Consider the following 20479-nt stretch of genomic DNA (forward strand, 5'->3'; position numbering starts at 1 on the left):
CCACCTACCTACGTGGTTGCTTAAACGCTTGGCCTGTCTCGGCGGTCGTGACAGGCGGGCAACAGCAAGCCACGAGGTCACCGCCAGACGGCACGGCCGAGCCGGGTTTCTGAGAGGTCGAAGTCGAAGCGGTCCGTCCAGAGGAGGCCAGCCCCCAGCAGCGCGGCCAGACCGACCGGTACCCAGTTCGCGTAAAACAGGTTGATACCGCCCCACAGCAGGACGAAGCTCACCAGGTCATCGAGCATGAACGGGCAGTCCCGGAGTCGCCGGCGGAGCCCCGCGCGGTCGAACCCGAAGTCGAACAGGAGGACGGCGACTGATCCCGACAGGAGCCAGCCGGCGTAGTTCTGCCACGGGACGCCGTAGAACTGCGGCATCTCGTAGATCCAGAAGCCGATGGCCACAGCACCCGGATCAAGCACGAGGTCAACGAGCATGACCGTCGCCAGCGTCGCCAGCAGCCGGACCGCGGTTGACGCCGCCCTGTTGCCGAGCAACAGCAGGACGAGCAGGTAGGCATTCAGGACTAGCGGGAAGAAGAAGACCGGGAGCCCGAACGGTACCTCACCGAGCAACATTGGGCCGAGGTCGACGCCGTAGATGAACTCGCCGTAGGGCCAGCCGGTCCGGACACCGACAAGTTCGATGCCGTAGGAGTAGAGCGTCAGCGCGACCAGCGCCAGCCCGGCACGGCGGTCCACGAGCGGAAAGACGCCGGCCACGAGGGGCAGTCGCATCACGAACGTTCCGAACAGGACGAAGTAGGGGTTGAACGCGAGCGGGTCGGGCAACAGTCCCTCGGCGCTGGCAAGCAGGGTGACAGCGCCGACGAGCGGGAAAACGACGGCGATGGTAAATCGGTTCTCGGTGACGAACTGGTCGAACTGCGCGGTCGCGTCGGTCTTTGTCTCCGGGAGCGTCCAGCCCGCCAGCGTTCGGTCTTCGCCACTACCCATACAGCATCACCCACAGCGCAATGAGCGTGAACACCATGCCGACGACGGTGTTGATCGCAGGATACCACCAGTACGCCTCGTCGATGTCGACGCCGATGCCGAGAATCCCGAAGACAAGGCCGGGGTAGACGAGTAGTATCAGGCCGAATACCCAGTGCGTGTAGGTGAATACGAACGCGGCCGTGAGCCAGCACATCACGCAGTAGTAGTAGGTGTTTGACTCGCCCAGAAACGTCGCCGTCGTCTGGATGCCGGCCTCGCGGTCGGGTTCGATATCGGGAATCGCCGAGAAGGTGTGCATCCCCATCGCCCAGAGCCACGCGCCGGCGACCGCTGTCGCTGGCGGGGCCACCCCTTCGATAGCGGCGTAGCCGATGACACCGGGCAGGATGTACAGGCCGTTCGAGATGGAATCAAGGAACGGCGTCGTCTTGAACCGGAGCGGCGGGGCCGAGTACTCGACAGAGAGCCCAATCCAGGCGAGCAGGGCCACGACCCCGAGCGTCGGCAGCCCGAGAACGAACAGTAACGCGAGCGCGCCGCTGGCGACGACGATGGCTGTGATAGCGCTGTCCCCCCGGTAGCTGACCTCCCGGCCCTCGTCTTTCTTGGGATTGTGCTCGTCGATGTCGGCGTCGAAAATGTCGTTGACGCCGTAGAGGAACACGTTCCCAGGGATGGTGAAGTACAGAAACAGCGCGATAGCCAGCGGCGAGAACAACTCTCCCGGGCCGTCGGCCGCGTAGCTGACGCCGACGATGACCGGGCCGCCGAGGTACAGCCAGAACCGCGGCCGGGAGAGCCGCAACAGGTAGCCCACAAGCGTCTCCTCCGGCGGAATGACGGCGGTAATGCGGTCGGTCGGGAGTTCGGGCATTACTCAGGCGATATCCTCGATGAGCGCCTCCGCGGTGTGTTCGCCGCTGATGAGACACATCGGCACGCCGATGCCGGGCGTCGTGAACGACCCCGTGAAGTAGAGGCCGTCGACGGCCGACGAGCGGTTGTTGGGTCGCAGCAGGGCGGTCTGGCGGAGTGTGTGTGCCAGCCCGAGAGCTGTGCCCTCCGTGGCGTTGTACCGCTCGCCGAAGTCGGAGACGGCGAACTGCTTCTCGTAGACGATGCGGTCGCGCAGGTCGACGCCGGTGTTGTCAGCGATGTCGGCAAGCACCTTCTCGCGGTACTCCTCGCGGATCTCGTCGCCGTCGTGCAGCCCCGGCGCGATGGGGACTAAGACGAACAGGTTCGAGTGGCCGTCGGGGGCGACGGTGTCGTCGGTTTTCGAGGGCACACAGAGGTAGTACGCCGGGTCATCGGGCCACGCGGGCTCGTCGAAGATGTCGTCGAAGTGGGGGTCCCAGTCCGTCGGCAGGACGAGCGTGTGGTGCTTCAGGGGCTCCACGTCGCCCTCGACGCCCATGTACATGAGGAAGGCGGACGGCGCGTACGTCTTGTCGTCCCAGTAGTCGTCGTCGTACTGGCGCTCGTGGTCGGGCAGGAGTTCCCGTTCGGCGTGGCCGTAGTCGGCGTTGACAACCACTTCGTCGGGGTGGGTCGTGTCGCCGTGGACTGTCTCCACGAGGAATCCATCCTTCCGCCGGGAAATCTCGTTGACTTCGGCGTCGGTCTCGTAGGTGACGCCGAGTTCCTCGCCGAGTTCGACAAGGCCGTCGACGACCGCGCCGACGCCGCCGTCGGGGTAGTACACGCCGAGGTTGAAATCGACGTGGCTCATCATGTTGTACAGCGCTGGCGTCGTCCGCGGAGAGCCACCGAGGAAGACCAGCGTGTACTGCATGATCTGCTGGAGCTTCGGGTGCTCGAAGTAGTCCTCGACGTGGCTCTGCATCGTGCCGATGAGCTGGAGGCCGACCGGCGCGGCAGTCATCACGTCGAGGTCGACCCAGTCGCGCAGCTCCGAGCGGTCCTCATAGACGAACTTGTTCATCGCCGTCTCGTAGTGGCGTTCGCTCGTCGCGAGGTAGTCCCGGAAGGCCTCGCCCGCACCGGGTTCGTACTCCTCGAATTTCTGGGCCATCTGGTCGTTGTCGCCGGTCACGTCGATCTGGTCGCCGTCCTTGAAGAAGACCCGGTAGTGCGGGTCGAGCCGCTGGAGGTCGTAGTAATCGCGTGGCTCCTTGCCGAAGTACGCAAAGAAGCGCTCGAACACGTCGGGCATCAGATACCACGACGGACCCATATCGAACCGGAACCCATCCACCTCCAGCCGGGAGGCGCGACCCCCGAGTTGCTCGTTTTTCTCCAGTAGCGAAACGTTCGCATCTGCGTCCGCCAGATAGCACGCAGCGGAGAGCCCACCGATGCCGCCACCGACGACAGTCACGTCTTCACCGGACAAGTCACTCATTACTAGTATTGAGGGGCTGGAGCGTCAATAAATGAGCGGCCAAACTACATCGGTATGGTATTCGTGGTCATATATCGGGCCACCGAGCGACTCAGTGGGAGACGTATATGGGGATGGGGGCCAGACTGACACGTATGGAACCTGACCTCACAGCACTGGACGCATATCTCGATGACGCCGGCGTCGACGGTTACCTCCTCGATGCGGATTCTGAGGTGTCAGACCAGTATTATCTCTCCGGCTTCGACGCGCCGGACCCGTTCATCACGCTGTACGACGGTGACACACATCTGCTCTTCCCGCGGAGTCTGGAGTTCGGCCGAGCCAAGCGCGAGTCGCGGGCCGAGACCGTCGAACGCTACGTCGATTTCGACCACCAGAGCAAAGTCGAGGAGTACGGCCCTGACGAGGCCGTTTCACACGTTCTCGCAGATTTCCTCGCGGCCTATGACGTAGATAGCGTGGCCGTCCCGCCGCGGTTCCCGCTCCGGACCGCAGACAGCCTGCGCGAACGTGGTGTCGACGTGTCGGCAGACACCGACGGCATCGTCACGGAGATCCGAGCAACCAAGACCGAGACAGAAGTCGACTACGTCCGGACGGCACAGCGGGCCAACGAGGCGGCAATGGAGGCTGCTGAATCGCTGCTCGAAGCGTCGGACATTGCCGAAGACGAGACGCTCGAAGTTGACGGTGAGACGCTGACGAGCGAGCGGGTGAAAGAGGAGATCGAGGTGACGCTGCTCCGGCACGGCTGCTCGCTGGACGAGACTATCGTCGCCTGCGGGGCGGACGCTGCGGACCCTCACGACTCTGGGAGCGGGCCGCTCGTCGCCCACGAGCCGGTTATCATCGATATCTTCCCGAAGGACAAGGCGACGAAGTACCACGCCGACATGACGCGGACATTTGTGAAAGGCGAGCCCAGCGAGACGGTGCGCGAGTGGTACGACCTGACCGAACGCGCGATGGAGGCCGCGTTCGACGCGCTGGAACCCGGTGCGACCGGCGCGGACGTACACGACGCGGTCTGTGACGTGTACGAGGACGCCGGCGAACCGACGCTGCGTGACGACGACCGAACGGAGACGGGATTCATCCACAGCACAGGCCACGGCGTCGGGCTGGACGTCCACGAGCTTCCACGGCTGGCGCCGAACGGCGGCGAACTCGAACCGGGGCACATCGTCACTATCGAGCCCGGCCTCTACGACTCTGCTGTCGGCGGGGTCCGAATCGAGGACATCGCCGTCGTCACTGCCGACGGCTACGAAAACTTGACCGAGTACGAGATCCAGTTTGTGGTCTGAGGTAATTGAATCGGCCCGAAAGCTATAGTTGCAGTTTCATTCTGGCCGCCGTTACTCTATGATACTCCTTTTCAACCGGCTTGTTACCACACAACAATATTTCTGCGCCACCATCATGAACATTTATTATGGATGGGTCAAAAGGTGGTGGTACCCAATGCTTGTATCAGATGTACGCCCTGCACGCGACACCCACACTGCACTGCCTACAAACCACAGACGCCGGCCGACACGACCCCTAGGATGACAACACGAATCACGACCCCCCGAAACGAGGACTCGTACCCGACAACCACACTGCCCTTTGACAACGCGGACGACCAGTCTCGGTCCCGCCGCGCGCCGAAGATGTTCTCGCCGACCAATCACGCCACGATGGGCCAGTTCGACACTGAGGCCACGGACCCGCGCTAAACTGGGACACAACGCATATCCCGCAGGCAAACCTCCGTGTCGATATGGCTGATTACACCACAGTATCGATTCCGAAGGACCTCGCGGAGCGCGTCGAAGAGACCATCGAAGGGACGAGTTTCTCCAGTACGTCCGACCTCGTCCGGTTCCTGCTCCGGAGTATCGTCGTTGAACACCAGCGGGAAGGGGAACTGACCGAAGCGCAGTTTCAGGATATCACTGACCAGCTGCGAGACCTGGGCTACTTGGAGTAGCTGGGTCGCTACTGCGGATACTTCTCGGGCGGCTCGATGTCGAGAATCGTGACATCCTGCGCTTGCCCGGCTCTGTCAAAGGCTCCGAAGGTGTCGATATCCCACGGCGGGATGCCGACGAAAATCACTTCATGCAGGTCGTCGGTCTTGCTAACACCCATGTACCCCTCGGGATGGGAGACGAACCGGCCCTGCGTCTGGCCGGCTGGCGTCCCCAGGTCGACGCCGAACACTGCCTTCACTGAGGCCCCGGCTGAGGGGAGATAAAAGTCAGTGAACACCGGCGTCTCGTCCGGCAAGTCTGTGTCAGGAAGCTCTCCAGCAGGCGTGACGGCCAGCGAAATCGTCACGTCGTCAGGTTCGGCCTCGCTGGCGAGCCGTAACAGCGTCTCGACGAGTCCGCGTGTGACGTAGACCACGCCATACTTTCGCACGGCCCGGGTAAAACGGCGTCGTTTGACCCGATTTAGCCGAGCACGAGCGACTTGAGGTTCTTCGCGTACAGCCCCGGCGTTCGGCCGCGGGACCCGCGAAGCGCGTAGTCGATGGCCTCGGCGGCGTCTTCCATCACACCGTCTCCGTGCCCGACCAGCACTCGTTCGGGGTCAAGCCGCGTGAGCTTCTTCGGCGGGAACAGGCGCAACATCGGGTGGACACCGAGTCGTTCGTCGCCGGCGAGGAAGTAGTCCGCCGCCCCGACCGCTTCTGGGACGACGAGCGTGTCGTCTTCGTCGCCATACAGCGCGGCTTCTTGCCAGAACGAGTTCTTGATGATCTTGTGGACGCCGTAGTCCGTGCCCGGCAGTTGTTGGTGCATGCGTTCAACCGGTGCGTCGATATCTTCTTCGACACCTGACATCCAGTCGGGGATATACACCGGCACGTCGTGTCGATTCGCAACGGCGGCGCTGTCGCGTTTGTGTCGGTCTAACAGAATGACGACGCCAGCCACCTCGCCGAACTCCGCGAACAGGTCGTCGATACCGTCGACGTCTATCGGGTCGGCGACGAACACGCCGGCATCCGTTTTGAGAACGTGACTCGCCCGGACCATCATCTCGTCGGGGTACGGAATGTAGCTCACGCCGCGCTCCCAGCGGTTCGTCTCCAGCCACTCCGTCGCCTCGCTCTGACCTTTCATTGGCATACGCCTCTGTACGAGCCTGACGCGAATAAATGGTCGCGAACGGGAAACACGCGTGCTGTCGTTGTTTCGCCTGTGAAACGGCGTCCACAGCGGCTTTGTCAGTGGCGGTCGAAGCGCCGATATGCTCTCATCGCCCGCCTGGATCACGCTAGAGGTGAAGTACCCAGACCGTGCGACGGCGTTCTACGAGGCCTTTCTGGAACTTGATGTCGTTTCAGAGAGCCCAGACGAGGCCGTACTCGCAGCCGGCGACACCGAACTCAGACTCCGCTCTCCGGGGGCGGTGCCGCGCGGCGGGCTCCACACCCACTACGCGCTCACGATTCCCGAGCGGGAGTACGATGACTGGTACGACCGGCTGGACGAGCGTTTCGACTTGGTCGAACACACCTTCGGGGACGCGCGGTCACTGTACTTCTATGACCCGCAGGGTAACTGTGTGGAACTCGGTGAGCGGGCGGTCGACGGCGCTGGCGTCACCGGCCTGTTCGAACTCGTCCTCGAAGTCGAGGAGTTGTCTTCGGCGGTGGAGTTCTACACCACGCTAGGGTTCGAACTGGTCGACGACGGCCGCGACGAAGGCCGGGTCAGGCTGTCGACCGGCGACCTCGACCTAGAGTTGTGGTCACCACGGCTCGGCATCGCCGACGCCCGCGGCGGCGTCCACGTGGACTTCGGCGTCGTTGCCGAAGACCCGAAATCGACGGCAAGGGAAGTCGCTGACGACGCGCTTGCGGTCACATCGGTCGACGAGGGCGTCCAAATCAGGGACCGGGACGGCCACTACCTGACGCTGGTATCAGCGTAGGCGGCCGCTGGTGTCGGCGTGGCCGCCCAGTGATATTCGGGGATGCACTCGCTGGATGCGAATATAATGACCTCCCCCTGTACTAGTAGCCGTATAGGCCCCTCATAGGTAGGTTCTTTTCGTATCGAGAGCCACGTTCGAGTCGAGGATGTCCCTGACTGACTCCCGGACTGAACACGATGTCCCCGCGAAGGCGACGCTGTTCTGTCCGGACTGTGGGCACCAGAGCAGGTACGACGGTGACTGGGCTGTGGTCGAACGGTGTGGTAGTACGCACTACCGCTGCCCGGATTGCCACACCCAGATCACGACCCGACCGCGCCACACTGACAGTGGGTCCCCTCGTTTCTTTGACACCTACTGGCAAGCGTGGAACCACGGTATTCGCGTGTGGCACGGCCTGTTGCAGCGACTGCTCTCGCCGTGAGCGGTCGTGCTAGCTGTTCTGTCGTCGGCCGAAATCGCTACGCCCGTGGTTTCGATAGACATCACAGAGAAATGTATCGCCCACGACAGCACCGCTCGGTGGATGCAGCCTGTTGTGTCGCTCAATCCAGCCGCTCAGAGTCGATGCTGACCCCCGGCGGCGTCACAATCAGGAACCCGCGGAAGTGCATCAGTTCGCCGCCGGCCTCGCGGACCGGTCGGGCGAACCCGGCTGCAAGCTCGTTCAGGTCGCCCTCGACGTTGAGGACCAGTACCGACCCGTTCTCGATGGTGTCGATCCACTGGTCGGGCGATTCCGATCCGTCAAGGACGCCGAGCACGACGCGATTGCTACCGGCCCCATCACGGTCCTCATCCATCTGGTCCTCCACGGCCTGTAGGTCCAGCCCCTCGAAATCACTCATAGCCACATACATGGGCGGATAGAGCAAAAATCCTCCCCACCTGTCTGACGCGCGGCAGTCGCACTAGCCGCGGTCGTACCTGTGTGACGTGTGTACGCATCACCGCCTTATGGACAGGTATAAATAGTGGAAGCATCCAGTTACGGGTGCTTATGTCCAACAACGAGGGCACGTCGGAATCTCCGGCGGATCGAGTTCTTCCAGGGCACACTGGATTCCACGTCTGAGATAACAGACGCACGGATTTTCGACACCACGCTGCGCGATGGTGAGCAGTCACCACGCACGTCGTTCAACTACGAGGACAAACGCGAGATAGCCGCGCTGCTCGACGAGATGGGCACCCACGTCATCGAGGCCGGGTTCCCCGTCAATTCCGACGCGGAGTTCGAGGCAGTACGCGACATCGCTGAGTCCACGCAAGTGACGACCTGCGGACTGGCGCGTGTGGTCGAGAAAGACATCGAGGCGGCTCTGGATTCCGGTGTGGACATGGTCCACACCTTCGTCTCGACGTCGGACGTACAGTTGCAGGATTCCATGCACGCGACCCGTCAGGAGGCACTCGACACTGCCGTCGACTGTGTCGAGATGATCAAAGATGCGGGCGTCGAATGCATGTTCTCGCCGATGGACGCGACTCGGACTGACGAGGACTTCCTCGTCGAAGTCATCGAGGCCACGTCCGCGGCGGGGGCGGACTGGATCAACATTCCGGACACGTGTGGGGTCGCCACGCCGCGGCGGTTCTACGACCTCATCGAGATCGTCGACGACTGCACCGACGCCTACATCGACGTGCACACGCACGACGACTTCGGACTGGCGTCGGCCAACGCCATCTCCGGCTTTGAGGCCGGAGCCAGTCAGGCGCAGGTGTCGGTCAACGGGATCGGCGAACGCGCCGGCAACGCGGCCTACGAAGAGGTCGTGATGGCGCTGGAGTCGCTCTACGATGTCGACACCGGAATCGACACCACCCGCATCACAGAGCTGTCGCGGATCGTCGAGGAGAAATCCGACATCGGGGTGCCGGCGAACAAGCCTGTCGTCGGGCGTAACGCCTTCTCCCACGAGAGCGGTATCCACGCTGCCGGTGTCATCGAGAACTCCGACACGTTCGAGCCGGGTGTCATGACTCCCGAGATGGTCGGGGCCACACGCGAGCTCGTGCTCGGCAAGCACACCGGAGCCCACTCGGTTCGGGAACGGCTCGTCGACGCCGGATACGACCCGAGCGAGGCGGAGGTCCGCGAAGTGACTCGCCGCGTCAAGGAGTACGGCGCGGAAGAGCAGGTCACCATGTCGGTGCTTGAACGGTTCGCCGAGGAGATCGGCGTGACCGAGGAGAGCGAGGAGGTCCGGGCGTAGGCCAATGACCTCGCTTCCGGCTGTCACTACGAGTGAGCAGCCACCGGTGAGTACCCGGTTTCGAGCGGTTGCCCGCCAACAGCTATCACAGAACGTTTATTATTCGGGACGAACTGCATTCGGATGTGATGACCGCGGCTGCTGGACGTCAGGTTCGAACCCCCACCAGCACCGCGACCGCTATTCTCGGCGTGCGTATTGTAGGGGCACTATAGCCCCTCTCTTTACCTTTTCACCCCCGGCCGAATCGATTCGTCATACCACCACAGAGTCATCAGTCATGCACGCAGCACACACATCACCGCGGTATCGACCCCGAACACGAACAGACGGAGGGATGACACGATGAGCGAGCGCGCATCCGTCCCCAAGGAAGAGGAAGAAACAGAACCAGAAACCGAACAGGAGCCGGTCACAACGGGCGCGCAGTCGGTTATTCGCGCGCTCGAAAACGCCGAGACCGATTACGTCTTCGGCGTTCAGGGCGGTGCAATCATGCCCGTCTACGACGCGCTGTACGACTCCGATATCAACCACGTCACGATGGCCCACGAACAGGGGGCCTCACACGCGGCGGACGCGTACGGCGTCGTCACCGGCGACCCCGGCGTCTGTTTCGCCACGTCCGGCCCCGGGGCGACGAACCTCGTGACCGGCATCGCCGACGCCAACATGGACTCGGACCCGGTCATCGCGCTGACCGGCCAGGTCCCGACGGAATTCGTCGGCAACGATGCGTTCCAGGAGACGGACACGGTGGGCATCACCCAGCCGATCACGAAGGAGAGCTACTTCGCTGCCGACTCAGACACTGTCGGCGACGATGTCAGCGAAGCGTTCGCGCTCGCTGACGCCGGCCGGCAGGGACCGACGCTGGTCGACCTGCCGAAGGACGTGACTCAGGGCGAAACCGAGGTTGAACCCGGCTCCCCCGAGACGCCGGAGACCTACGAGGTGCCGGAGGAGGCCGACGACGAAAACGTCCAGGAGGCCGCAGAAGCTCTAGCCGAAGCCGACCGCCCGGTCATCCTCTCGGGTGGCGGCGTCATCAAGGCAGACGCATCGAGTGCGCTCCGTGAGTTCGCAAAGGAGTACGAGATTCCGGTCATCACGACGATGCCCGGCATCGGCTCCTTCCCCGAGGACCACGAACTCTCGCTTGAGTGGGCCGGGATGCACGGCACCGGCTACGCCAACATGGCGATTAGCAACACCGACTGCATGCTGGCCATCGGGACGCGCTTCGACGACCGCCTGACCGGCGGCGTCGACTCTTTTGCCCCCGACGCGGAGGTCATCCACGTCGACATCGACCCGGCCGAAATCAGCAAGAACGTCTACGCTGACTACCCACTCATCGGAGACGCCCGGAACGTGCTCCGGCAGCTGTTCGACGCGATGCCGCGTGCGCCGGACGCCGACGAGTGGCGCGACCAGTGCCAGACCTGGAAAGATGAGTACCCGATGGACTACGACACGCCCGACGACGAGCCGCTGAAGCCGCAGTACGTCGTCGAGCAGTTCTCGGAGATGACGCCGGACGACACTATCGTCTGTACCGGCGTCGGCCAGCACCAGATGTGGGCCTCCCAGTTCTGGGAGTACACCGAGCCCCGGACGTGGGTGTCGTCCCACGGTCTCGGGACGATGGGGTACGGCGTGCCAGCCGCCATCGGTGCCAAACTCGCCGCGCCGGACCAGGAGGTCGTCTGCTTCGACGGCGACGGCTCGTTCCTGATGACCGTGCAGGGCCTGTCGGTCGCGGTGCGTGAGCAACTCGATATCACCTACGTCGTCCTGAACAACGAGGCGGTCGGGATGGTCCGCCAGTGGCAGGACGGCTTCTACGAGGGCCGCCGGATGGCCTCCGAGTACCCGTGGATCCCACAGTTCGACAAGCTCGCCGAGGCCTTCGGCGCACGCGGGTTCACGCTCGAATCCTACGACAATGTCGAGGAGACGATACAGGAAGCACGCGACTACGACGGGCCGAGCGTCATCGACGCTCACATCGACCCCGGGGAGAACGTCTTCCCGATGGTCCCAAGCGGCGGTGACAACGGCCAGTTCGCGCTCAACGAAGACCATCTGGACATGATCTAACAATGACTGGAGGAATGCCAGGCCCCGCGCCGGACGAACGGATGCGCCCGAAGGGCCGACGCAACACGCAGGGAATCCGCGTCGACCCCGAGGCCGAAGTGACACACGAACCGCGACAGGCGGTGCTGTCCGCGCTGGTCAAACACCGGCCGGGCGTGCTGTCGGAAGTGTCAGCGCTGTTCAGCCGACGGCAGTTCAACATCGAAAGCCTGACCGTCGGGCCGACAGTCGACGACGACACAGCCCGGATGACGATCCTCATTGAGGAGCCGGAACCGGGGATCGACCAGGCGAAAAAGCAACTGCAGAAGCTCGTGCCAGTCATTTCGGTCAGGGAACTCGAAGGCGAGGCCGTCCGCCGGGAACTCGCGCTGGTGAAAGTCAGCGGCGAGAAGCCCGACGATGTCAATGCGGTCGCCGATATGTATAACGGGCAGGCAGTCGACGCGTCGACCGACTCGGTCACCGTCGAGATTACGGGTAGCAAGCAGAAGATCGACGCCGCCATCGAGGCGTTCAAGCAGTTCGATGTGCAGGAAATTGTGCGAACCGGGGCCGCCGCACTGGAACGCGGCCCGAAAACATTAGAGAAAGATGTCTGACGAACTTACCACAACAGTCTATTACGACGAGGACGCTGACGTATCGACAATCAACGATGAGACCGTAGCCGTGCTGGGTTACGGGTCGCAGGGCCACGCCCACGCGCTGAACCTTCACGAGTCCGGCGTCGACGTAATCGTCGGCCTCCGACAGGACTCTTCGTCGTGGGCTGACGCCGAGGACGCGGGCCTCCGTGTCGAGACGCCCGACGTGGCCGCCGGCGAGGCGGACCGCGTCGTGATGCTCGTCCCGGACACGATTCAGCCGGCCGTCTACGAGGCCATCGAGGACGAACTGGACGCCGGCGACACGCTCCAGTTCGCACACGGCTTCAATATCCACTACGGCCAGATTGAACCGCCGGAAGACGTCGACGTGACGATGGTCGCGCCCAAATCGCCCGGCCACCTCGTCCGCCGGACCTACGAACGCGGCGAGGGGACGCCGGGTCTCATCGCGGTGTATCAGGACGCGACCGGCAACGCCAAGCAGGAGTCGCTGGCCTACGCGAAGGGCATCGGCTGTACCCGCGCTGGCGTCATCGAGACCTCCTTCCAGGAAGAGGTCGAGACGGACCTCTTCGGCGAGCAGGCCGTCCTCTGTGGCGGCGTCACCGAGATGGTCAAGGCCGGCTTCGAGACGCTGGTCGACGCCGGCTACGCGCCGGAGATGGCCTACTTCGAGTGCCTGAACGAACTCAAGCTCATTGTCGATCTGATGTACGAGGGCGGCCACATGGGCATGTGGAACTCCGTCTCCGACACGGCCGAGTACGGCGGCTTGACCCGCGGTGAGGAGGTCATCGACCGTGAGGGCATGGAGAAAATTCTCGAAGAGGTCCAGAACGGCGAGTTCGCTCGCGAGTGGATCAACGAGAATCAGGCCAACCGACCCGCCTACAAGCAGTATCGCGACGCCGAACAGAACCACCAGATCGAAGCCGTCGGCGAGAACCTGCGCGAACTGTTCGCGTGGGGTGAGGACGCCGACGCAGAGACGACAGAAGCCCCAGCAGATGACTAACGAACGCACGGATCCAACGGACGGCGAACAGAGCGAATCGCGCACAACGATGGGAAGCATCCAGCACACCCACCCTGAAACCAACGGAACCTTCGGCGCGGTGTTCCGCCGCGGCCCGGTCGTGGCCGCTGACGGCGGCGAACGCGACGCGGAGGAGGAGGAGACTGACGAGACGATGGAGGACATCGACCACGAAGCACCCGACGAGGGTGTCACCCGCGCGTACGAACGCGGAACTGAAGGACGGGACGAGACAGTATGAGTCAGGGAACGCTGTACGACAAGGTATGGGACCAGCACAAAGTCACGACCCTGCCGAACGGCCAAGACCAGCTGTTCGTCGGGCTGCACCTCATTCACGAGGTCACCAGCCCGCAGGCTTTCGGCATGATCAAAGAGCGTGGTCTTGAGGTCGCACGCCCGGACCTGACCCACGCGACGGTCGACCACATCGTCCCGACCGCCAATCAGGACCGGCCCTACAGCGACGACGCGGCCGAGACGATGATGGCCGAACTTGAGGAGAACGTCCGCGACGCCGGTATCCAGTTCTCTGACCCAACGACGGGCGACCAGGGTATCGTCCATGTCATCGGCCCGGAGCAGGGCATCACCCAGCCCGGCAAGACCATCGTCTGTGGTGACAGCCACACCTCGACCCACGGCGCGTTCGGCGCGCTCGCGTTCGGTATCGGGACGAGCCAGATCCGCGACGTACTGGCCACCCAGACCATCGCGATGGAGAAACAGAAGGTCCGCAAAATTGAGGTCACCGGCGAACTCGACGAGGGCGTCGAGGCAAAGGACATCATCCTCGAAATTATCCGCCGGCTCGGGACCGAGGGCGGCGTCGGCTACGTGTACGAGTACGCCGGCGAGACAATCGAGAACCTCGACATGGAAGGTCGGATGTCCATCTGTAATATGTCCATCGAGGGCGGCGCTCGCGCGGGCTATGTCAACCCCGACGAGACCACCTACGAGTGGCTCGAAGAGACGGACTACTTCCAGGAACACCCCGAGAAATTCGAGGAACTCAAGCCCTACTGGGAGTCCATCCGCTCCGACGAGGACGCCGAGTACGACGACGTCGTCGAAATCGACGCGGGCGAACTGGACCCTGTCGTCACGTGGGGAACCACACCCGGCCAGGGCATCGGTATCGACGACCCGATTCCGGAGCCCGAGGATCTGGCCGACGACAAGGTCGACACCGCCCGCCGCGCCCAGAAGCACATGCGCGTCGAGCCCGGCGAGACGATGGAAGGGTACGACATCGACGTTGCCTTCCTTGGCTCCTGTACCAACGCTCGGCTGCCTGATCTCCGCCGCGCGGCCCGCATCGTCAAGGGCCGTGAGGTCGCCGACGACGTGCGAGCGTTCGTCGTCCCCGGTAGCCAGCGCGTCCAGCGCGCCGCCGAGGAAGAAGGCCTGAAAGACATCTTCGAGGAAGCCGGCTTCGAGTGGCGCAACGCCGGCTGTTCGATGTGTCTGGGCATGAACGAGGACCAGCTGGAAGGCGACGAGGCCTGTGCCTCCTCCTCGAACCGGAACTTCGTCGGCCGGCAGGGCAGCAAGGACGGCCGGACCGTCCTGATGAACCCGCGGATGGTGGCTGCTGCGGCCATCACCGGCGAAGTGTCTGACGTGCGCGACCTGAAGGAGGTGACCCTGGCATGAGCGACGCGACTGAGGACATCCCTGAAGTCGACTATGTCGAGGGGTCTGGCATCCCGATCCACGGGAACGACATCGACACGGACCAGATAATCCCTGCGCGGTTCATGAAGGTCGTCACCTTCGACGGGCTGGGCGAGTTCGCCTTCTTCGACCTGCGGTTCGACGACGAGGACAACGAGAAGGACCATCCGTTCAACGAGGAGCGGTTCCAGGACTCGAACGTGATGGTGGTCAACAACAACTTCGGCTGTGGCTCCTCCCGCGAACACGCGCCCCAGGCCCTGATGCGCTGGGGCATCGACGCCATCATCGGCGAGGGCTTCGCCGAGATTTTCGCCGGAAACTGTCTGGCGCTCGGCATCCCGACGGTCACCGCCGACCACGAGACGATCAACGCGCTCCAGCAGTGGGTTGATGACAACCCCGACGGCGAGATTGAGGTTGACGTGCGAGCGGAGACTGTCACCTACGGCGACAACGAGATCAACGTCAGCGTTGACCGCGCCCAGCGCGAAGCCCTTGTCGAGGGCAACTGGGACACGACGGCGCTGATGAAGGCTAACAAGAACGCTATCGAGGAGACAGCCTCGCAGTTGCCGTACCTCGATCAGACGCGGTCGGATATCGAAGCAGACGATTGACGCGAGGTCACTTTGTGACCTCGGTTTGTGCGAACGGCAGAGCCGTGCGCGCAGTGCGCTCCTTTTGAAGCGCCGATATCCAGATCGCGGAGGGCAGCTACTACCGTCGGCCTCTGTCGATTTCTCCCTTGGAGATGGCAAGAACAATAGCTGTGCGGGGCGCGTTCTTCCTGCATGGACCAGATTCGGGAGATACACATCGCGCCGCTGGGGCACGAGCGTGACCGGATCGCCGAGCCGATTCACCAGCACAACGCCGACGACGTGTACCTCCTCACAGCGACCACAGAGCTGTCACGGTTGACGCCGTACCAGCAGGCACTCGTCAAGGAACTGGACGCCAACGGCGTTAGCGTCGAACTACACCGAGCGGATTTACACGACCTCTACGACGTGCTGGCCGAGGTCACGACACTAACTGCGGACCATCCCGAGGACATCGTGCGTGTCAACGTCTCAAGCGGGCCGAAGGTGGCGGCTATCGGAAGCGCCATCGCGTGTATGGCGACGGCGGCGACGGCATACTACGTCCATCCCGAGGAACACGTCCCATCGGTCGCTGCGGAGCCACTCACCCGCGGGATGGAGCGCGCGGAGGTCCTCCCGTCGTATCCCATCGAAGCTATTTCTCGTGACCAGGTCGCGGTGCTGGACTATCTCAAGCGGACAAATACGGACACCTACACCGCAAAAAAGTCGGACCTCATCGAGTTCGCCGAGGACGCTGGTCTTTCGTTCATCGACGACGCCGACCCGGCAAACGAGAAGGCGAAGTTCGCGCTGTTGAACGCGAACATCGTGGACCCGCTGGTCGAGGACGGCTACATCGAAGTCAACGATGTCGGACGGACGAAACAGGTTGCACTGACAGAGACCGGTGAAAACGTTCTCCAAGCGTTCCGACACAAACTCTGAATATATGTCACTCAGACGGTTGTAACACGCAAGAAACAGAACCTAATGCTTTCATAGTTCCACATTATATTTGAACACAGTTGGGCGACGCCCACATGAACCACTTCTCGATAGATGACATCAGGGTACTCCACGTTGACGACGACCCCGGCTTCGCCGAAATCGTCTCAGAATTCCTCGAACGGGAAGATGACGCCTTTTCCGTGGAGACCGCGACGAGCGTCGACGATGCACTGGTGATGCTTCAGGACATCCAGGTCGATTGCGTCGTCAGCGACTACGATATGCCCCAAAAGGACGGACTGGACTTCTTGGAACTGGTCAGGCACGACTACCCCGATCTCCCGTTCCTCCTGTTCACCGGCAAGGGATCAGAGGAAATTGCGAGTCGGGCGATTTCGGCCGGCGTCACTGACTACCTCCAGAAGGAGGCCGGAACGGAGCAGTACACCGTATTGGCAAACCGAATCAGGAACGCGGTCCGGAGCGCACGGGCCGAAACCGCGGTCCAGCGCACGGAGGACAGGTACCACAACCTCGTCGACACTGCGCCGATCCCGATTCTCCTTTTCGACCGTGACTGGAAGGCCCTGTACGCCAACGAGGCGGCCATAGCGTTCCTCGATGCGGACTCCTTCACAGAGATAGCCGGGAAGAAGGCGAGCGACTTTCTCCATCCTGACGAGCGGGACGCGGCCAGAAAGCGGTTCCAGCGGCTGATGCGCGAGGGCGTCTCGGTTCCGGAACGAGAGTACCGCGTGATGACCGCCGAGGGCGAGGTGAAGACAGCGACGATTGCCACCGCACCCGGCTACTACCGCGGCGAGCAGGTCGCTCAGGCGATGGTGTACCGATAGCCGGGGGACGATTGCACATTTAGAATGTTGGACGACGCCGTTTGTCTGTCTCAGTCCGTGGATTACACCAGTAGTAGCAATTGTATTGATAGTATACATAGTATCAACTGTTTCTGTAGTATTGAGATAGAACCTACATAGTCGCCATCGCTACGAACAGTTGCGCACGGGTCGCCAGCGATCACCCCCGATTTGCTTCGGCCCTCCACACGCTCACGTCGTCCGCTGGTCACCCGTGCCATCCCCCTGAGCGTGTCCGTTTTCTGTGTTGCCGAGCCGATATCGCACCCCGTTCACTCGCGTGTGGAGCGCCGCCAGTTCACAGGAGACGTTCGGAACCGATACGCCGGAACCGAACGACTTTCACCAGCCGGCTACGTGCCTCCCGCTATGACACACGAGATAGCCGTTATTCCGGGCGATGGAATCGGACAGGAGGTCACACCCGCCGCGGTCGAAGTGCTGGAGGCCATCGACGGCGTCGACTTCGACTTCGTCGAGGGTGAAGCCGGCGACGCAGTGAAGGAAGAAACCGGCGACGCGCTCCCGGAGGAGACGCGCGAACTGGCGGCCGACGCCGACGCGACGCTGTTCGGCGCGGCTGGCGAGACAGCGGCCGATGTCATCTTGCCGCTCCGGCAGGTCGTCGGTTCCTTCGCAAACGTCCGCCCGGCCCGCTCGTATCCGGGACTCGATGCCGTCCAGCCCGACACCGATATCGTATTCATTCGGGAGAACACCGAGGGTGTCTACAAGGGCATCGAGAGCGAGATTTCGGAAGGCGTCACTACCTGTACGCGGGTCATCACCGAAGACGCCTCTGAGAAAATCGCCGAATACGGGTTCAGCTACGCGAAGCAGAACAGCTACGACGATGTGACGATTGCCCACAAAGCCAACGTCATGCGCACTACAGACGGGCTGTTCCTCGATGCGGCCTCGGCAGTCGGCGAGGACCGGGACGCGTCCTACGATACGGCGCTCATGGACGCGCTTGCGATGCATCTGGTCATGAACCCACAGGATTACGGCGTCGTCATCTGTCCGAACCTCGCCGGCGATATGCTATCGGACCTCGCCGCGGGCCTCGTCGGCGGCCTCGGCCTGCTGCCGTCGGCCAACATCGGCGAGGAGAACGCGCTGTTCGAGCCGGTCCACGGCTCCGCCCCGGACATCGCTGGCGAAGGCATCGCCAACCCTTCAGCGATGATTCTCTCCGCAGCGATGTTGCTCGACCACCTCGGCTACGACGAGCAGGGCGATGCAGTTCGGACGGCTGTCGAGTCCGTGCTCGATTCGGGGCCTCGAACGCCGGATCTGGGCGGCGACGCATCCACTGAGGACGTGACCGCCGCGGTTATCGACGAACTGTAAGCAGTTTTCTCGCGTTCTATCTGGGCAGAAACAAGCACGGCCCAATAGAAAGAGGTAAAACCGAAGCGAAACAATCACAGCCGAAAGAATGCTCCCGGCCGAGCGAAAGCGCACTATCGTCCAGTTGGTGACAGAGCGAGACGGCTGTTCAGTGTCGGAGCTGGCCGCGGAACTGGAGTTCTCGAAGGCGACGATACGCCGTGACCTCCGGGACTTGGAATCACAAGGCCGGATCGAGCGGTCCCACGGCGGCGCGGTGCCGGCGTCCTCCGTTGGGACTGAACGCCCCTACGGCCAGCGTGAGGTTGACCACTACGCCGAGAAGCAGGCGATTGCGGAGCGGGCCGCTCAGGAAGTCCGGGAAGGGCAGGTGGTCTGTTTCGATGCCGGGTCGACCACAATGGAGGTTGCGCGTGCGATCCCGGACACCGACTACGTCGCGGCGACGAACATGCCGGACCTCGCCACTGAACTGGCCGAGGGGGATGTCGACACCAAACTCACCGGTGGGAGCCTCCGACCGCGAACCCGCGCGCTCGTCGGCCCGACGGCCGAGCGCGCCGTCGAACGGATGAACTTTGACCTGCTGTTTCTGGGGACGAACGCGCTCGACAGCGCCGCCGGGCTGTCGACCCCGAACGAGGACGAGGCGGCGATCAAGGAACTGATGGTCGAGCGTGCCCGCCGGGTCGTGCTGGTCGCCGATGCGTCGAAGTTCGGCGACCGGAGTTTCGTCAGCTTTGCCGCTCTGGATGAGGTCGATCTGCTTGTCACCGATGCCAGCCCACCCGGGGCGCTCGCTGCGGCACTCGCGGACGCCGACGTGGCTGTCGAGGAGGTCAGCACATGATTGTCACCGTCACCTACAATCCCGCGGTCGACCAGACGATCCAGTTCGACGAGCAGATGGCTCCCGAGCGTGTCATGCGGGCCAACAAAGCGCAGTTCGACGCCGGCGGGAAAGGCATCAACGCCGCGCAGTTCCTCACCGCGATGGACCGGCCCTGCGTTGCGACGGGACTGCTAGGTGGGTTCACGGGGTCGTTCATCAGAGAGACGCTGCAAGACGACGGCGTCGAGACAGCCTTCATCGACGTGGACGGGACAACGCGGCTCAACACCACCGCTATCGCAGCCGTGGAGGAGTACAAGCTAAATCAGGCCGGCCCGACTGTCGGCGAGTCGGTTGTCGACGCGCTGCTCGAACAGGTGCGAGCGCAGTCCCCCGACCGCGTACTCATCGGTGGGAGCCTGCCGCCGGGGCTGTCCCCCAATGCTATCGACCGCATTGCGGCCGGTGGCGACTGGGAGACCATCGTCGACACCGGCGGCGATGTCCTTCGAGAACTCGACGCGCAGTATGGACTTTGCAAGCCGAACCGCGCCGAACTCGGTGACGCGACCGGGGCCGACGTCTCTACCGTCGAGGGGTGTGCGGACGCGGCGGACGCGTTCCGGGACCGGGGCTTCGACCGGGTGCTGGCCTCCCTCGGCGCGGACGGCGCGGTCCTTGTCGGCGACACAGGCCGACTGTACGCGGAGGCGCTCGACATCGATGTTGTCGACACCGTCGGGGCCGGCGACGCGCTCCTCTCTGGCGTCCTGAGCGCGTGGGAAGCCGGCGCGGACGACGAGACGGCGCTCCGAACCGGCGTGGCCGTCTCATCGCAGGTCGTCCAGCGGGCCGGCACGGCCGTTCCGGACCTGAACGATATCGGCTCACTCCGGGATGGCGTGACGGTCCGACGGCTGTAGCAGGCGGAAACTGGTTTTGGCGGCAGTCGAAAAATCAGAAACGGTG

General features: G+C 63.1%; 23 protein-coding genes. 17 read left to right on the forward strand and 6 right to left on the reverse strand.

Annotated features, from left to right (window positions below; translation table 11 throughout):
- Positions 1–77: 77 nt before the first annotated feature.
- From cruF to crtD, 3 genes are read right to left on the reverse strand one after another with little or no spacing between them, the layout of a single operon-like run.
- Positions 78–959, reverse strand: a complete 882-nt coding sequence (cruF, locus tag RR_RS05460; protein WP_004962658.1) for a bisanhydrobacterioruberin hydratase — start codon at positions 957–959, stop codon at positions 78–80.
- The gene (locus RR_RS05465; protein ID WP_007188404.1) at positions 952–1836 is read right to left on the reverse strand and encodes a prenyltransferase; all 885 of its coding nucleotides are present in this window, start codon (positions 1834–1836) and stop codon (positions 952–954) included. The genes cruF and RR_RS05465 overlap by 8 nt, the downstream gene beginning before the upstream one ends.
- Positions 1837–1839: 3 nt before the next feature.
- Complete coding sequence (gene crtD, locus RR_RS05470; protein ID WP_011222958.1) at positions 1840–3327, reverse strand: carotenoid 3,4-desaturase; 1488 nt, start codon at positions 3325–3327, stop codon at positions 1840–1842.
- Between the two features lie 134 nt (positions 3328–3461).
- On the opposite strand from crtD, the gene RR_RS05475 reads away from it, so the two are divergent.
- From RR_RS05475 to RR_RS05480, 3 genes are all read left to right on the forward strand, one after another.
- Positions 3462–4637, forward strand: coding sequence for a M24 family metallopeptidase (locus RR_RS05475; RefSeq protein ID WP_049938744.1), 1176 nt, complete (start codon positions 3462–3464; stop codon positions 4635–4637).
- A 243-nt stretch (positions 4638–4880) separates the two neighbouring features.
- The gene (locus RR_RS22285) at positions 4881–5051 is read left to right on the forward strand and encodes a hypothetical protein (protein ID WP_007188407.1); all 171 of its coding nucleotides are present in this window, start codon (positions 4881–4883) and stop codon (positions 5049–5051) included.
- 44 nt (positions 5052–5095) lie between these two features.
- A complete protein-coding gene (locus RR_RS05480) occupies positions 5096–5305 on the forward strand; it encodes a ribbon-helix-helix domain-containing protein (RefSeq protein WP_004593281.1) in 210 nt (69 codons plus the stop codon).
- 8 nt (positions 5306–5313) lie between these two features.
- On the opposite strand, the gene RR_RS05485 is transcribed toward RR_RS05480, so the two are convergent.
- Entirely contained in the window at positions 5314–5724 is a 411-nt protein-coding gene (locus tag RR_RS05485; RefSeq protein ID WP_049938745.1) for a hypothetical protein, read from the reverse strand.
- A 47-nt stretch (positions 5725–5771) separates the two neighbouring features.
- The gene (locus tag RR_RS05490) at positions 5772–6446 is read right to left on the reverse strand and encodes a hypothetical protein (RefSeq protein ID WP_007188409.1); all 675 of its coding nucleotides are present in this window, start codon (positions 6444–6446) and stop codon (positions 5772–5774) included.
- A 127-nt stretch (positions 6447–6573) separates the two neighbouring features.
- On the opposite strand from RR_RS05490, the gene RR_RS05495 reads away from it, so the two are divergent.
- Together RR_RS05495 and RR_RS21450 are read left to right on the forward strand one after the other, a co-directional pair.
- Entirely contained in the window at positions 6574–7260 is a 687-nt protein-coding gene (locus RR_RS05495; protein ID WP_011222962.1) for a VOC family protein, read from the forward strand.
- A gap of 148 nt (positions 7261–7408) precedes the next feature.
- Positions 7409–7687, forward strand: coding sequence for a hypothetical protein (locus RR_RS21450; RefSeq protein WP_004962635.1), 279 nt, complete (start codon positions 7409–7411; stop codon positions 7685–7687).
- A 121-nt stretch (positions 7688–7808) separates the two neighbouring features.
- Here RR_RS21450 and RR_RS05500 read toward each other — a convergent pair whose 3' ends face one another.
- A complete protein-coding gene (locus RR_RS05500) occupies positions 7809–8111 on the reverse strand; it encodes a DUF5779 family protein (RefSeq protein WP_005535188.1) in 303 nt (100 codons plus the stop codon).
- Between the two features lie 126 nt (positions 8112–8237).
- On the opposite strand from RR_RS05500, the gene RR_RS05505 reads away from it, so the two are divergent.
- The 12 genes from RR_RS05505 (at position 8238) to pfkB (ending at position 20433) form a co-directional block, all read left to right on the forward strand.
- The gene (locus tag RR_RS05505) at positions 8238–9482 is read left to right on the forward strand and encodes a LeuA family protein (RefSeq protein ID WP_049938747.1); all 1245 of its coding nucleotides are present in this window, start codon (positions 8238–8240) and stop codon (positions 9480–9482) included.
- A gap of 345 nt (positions 9483–9827) precedes the next feature.
- Complete coding sequence (ilvB, locus tag RR_RS05510) at positions 9828–11585, forward strand: biosynthetic-type acetolactate synthase large subunit (RefSeq protein ID WP_004962630.1); 1758 nt, start codon at positions 9828–9830, stop codon at positions 11583–11585.
- 14 nt (positions 11586–11599) lie between these two features.
- On the forward strand, positions 11600–12187 hold the full coding sequence (gene ilvN, locus RR_RS05515; protein WP_049938748.1) for an acetolactate synthase small subunit: 588 nt from the start codon (positions 11600–11602) through the stop codon (positions 12185–12187).
- Positions 12180–13211: a ketol-acid reductoisomerase gene (gene ilvC / locus RR_RS05520; RefSeq protein ID WP_011222966.1), complete on the forward strand. Its 1032-nt coding sequence runs from the start codon at positions 12180–12182 to the stop codon at positions 13209–13211. The genes ilvN and ilvC overlap by 8 nt, the downstream gene beginning before the upstream one ends.
- Positions 13204–13473, forward strand: coding sequence for a hypothetical protein (locus RR_RS05525; RefSeq protein ID WP_004962621.1), 270 nt, complete (start codon positions 13204–13206; stop codon positions 13471–13473). The genes ilvC and RR_RS05525 overlap by 8 nt, the downstream gene beginning before the upstream one ends.
- The gene (leuC, locus tag RR_RS05530) at positions 13470–14891 is read left to right on the forward strand and encodes a 3-isopropylmalate dehydratase large subunit (RefSeq protein ID WP_011222967.1); all 1422 of its coding nucleotides are present in this window, start codon (positions 13470–13472) and stop codon (positions 14889–14891) included. The genes RR_RS05525 and leuC overlap by 4 nt, the downstream gene beginning before the upstream one ends.
- Positions 14888–15532 (forward strand): 3-isopropylmalate dehydratase small subunit, encoded by a 645-nt coding sequence (gene leuD / locus RR_RS05535; RefSeq protein ID WP_004962615.1) that lies wholly within the window; start codon positions 14888–14890, stop codon positions 15530–15532. Before leuC ends, leuD begins: the two co-directional genes overlap by 4 nt.
- Positions 15533–15706: 174 nt before the next feature.
- Complete coding sequence (locus RR_RS05540; protein WP_011222968.1) at positions 15707–16447, forward strand: DUF6293 family protein; 741 nt, start codon at positions 15707–15709, stop codon at positions 16445–16447.
- A gap of 95 nt (positions 16448–16542) precedes the next feature.
- Positions 16543–17304, forward strand: coding sequence for a response regulator (locus RR_RS05545; RefSeq protein ID WP_011222969.1), 762 nt, complete (start codon positions 16543–16545; stop codon positions 17302–17304).
- Positions 17305–17694: 390 nt separating this feature from the next.
- The gene (locus tag RR_RS05550; RefSeq protein WP_007188416.1) at positions 17695–18678 is read left to right on the forward strand and encodes an isocitrate/isopropylmalate dehydrogenase family protein; all 984 of its coding nucleotides are present in this window, start codon (positions 17695–17697) and stop codon (positions 18676–18678) included.
- A gap of 88 nt (positions 18679–18766) precedes the next feature.
- Positions 18767–19528 (forward strand): HTH-type transcriptional regulator GlpR, encoded by a 762-nt coding sequence (gene glpR, locus RR_RS05555; RefSeq protein ID WP_004962600.1) that lies wholly within the window; start codon positions 18767–18769, stop codon positions 19526–19528.
- Positions 19525–20433 carry a 1-phosphofructokinase gene (gene pfkB, locus RR_RS05560; RefSeq protein ID WP_011222970.1) on the forward strand — a complete coding sequence of 303 codons (909 nt, stop codon included), beginning with the start codon at positions 19525–19527 and terminating at the stop codon, positions 20431–20433. The genes glpR and pfkB overlap by 4 nt, the downstream gene beginning before the upstream one ends.
- Positions 20434–20479: the final 46 nt, after the last annotated feature.

It is taken from the genome of Haloarcula marismortui ATCC 43049, assembly GCF_000011085.1.
Lineage (GTDB): Archaea > Halobacteriota > Halobacteria > Halobacteriales > Haloarculaceae > Haloarcula > Haloarcula marismortui.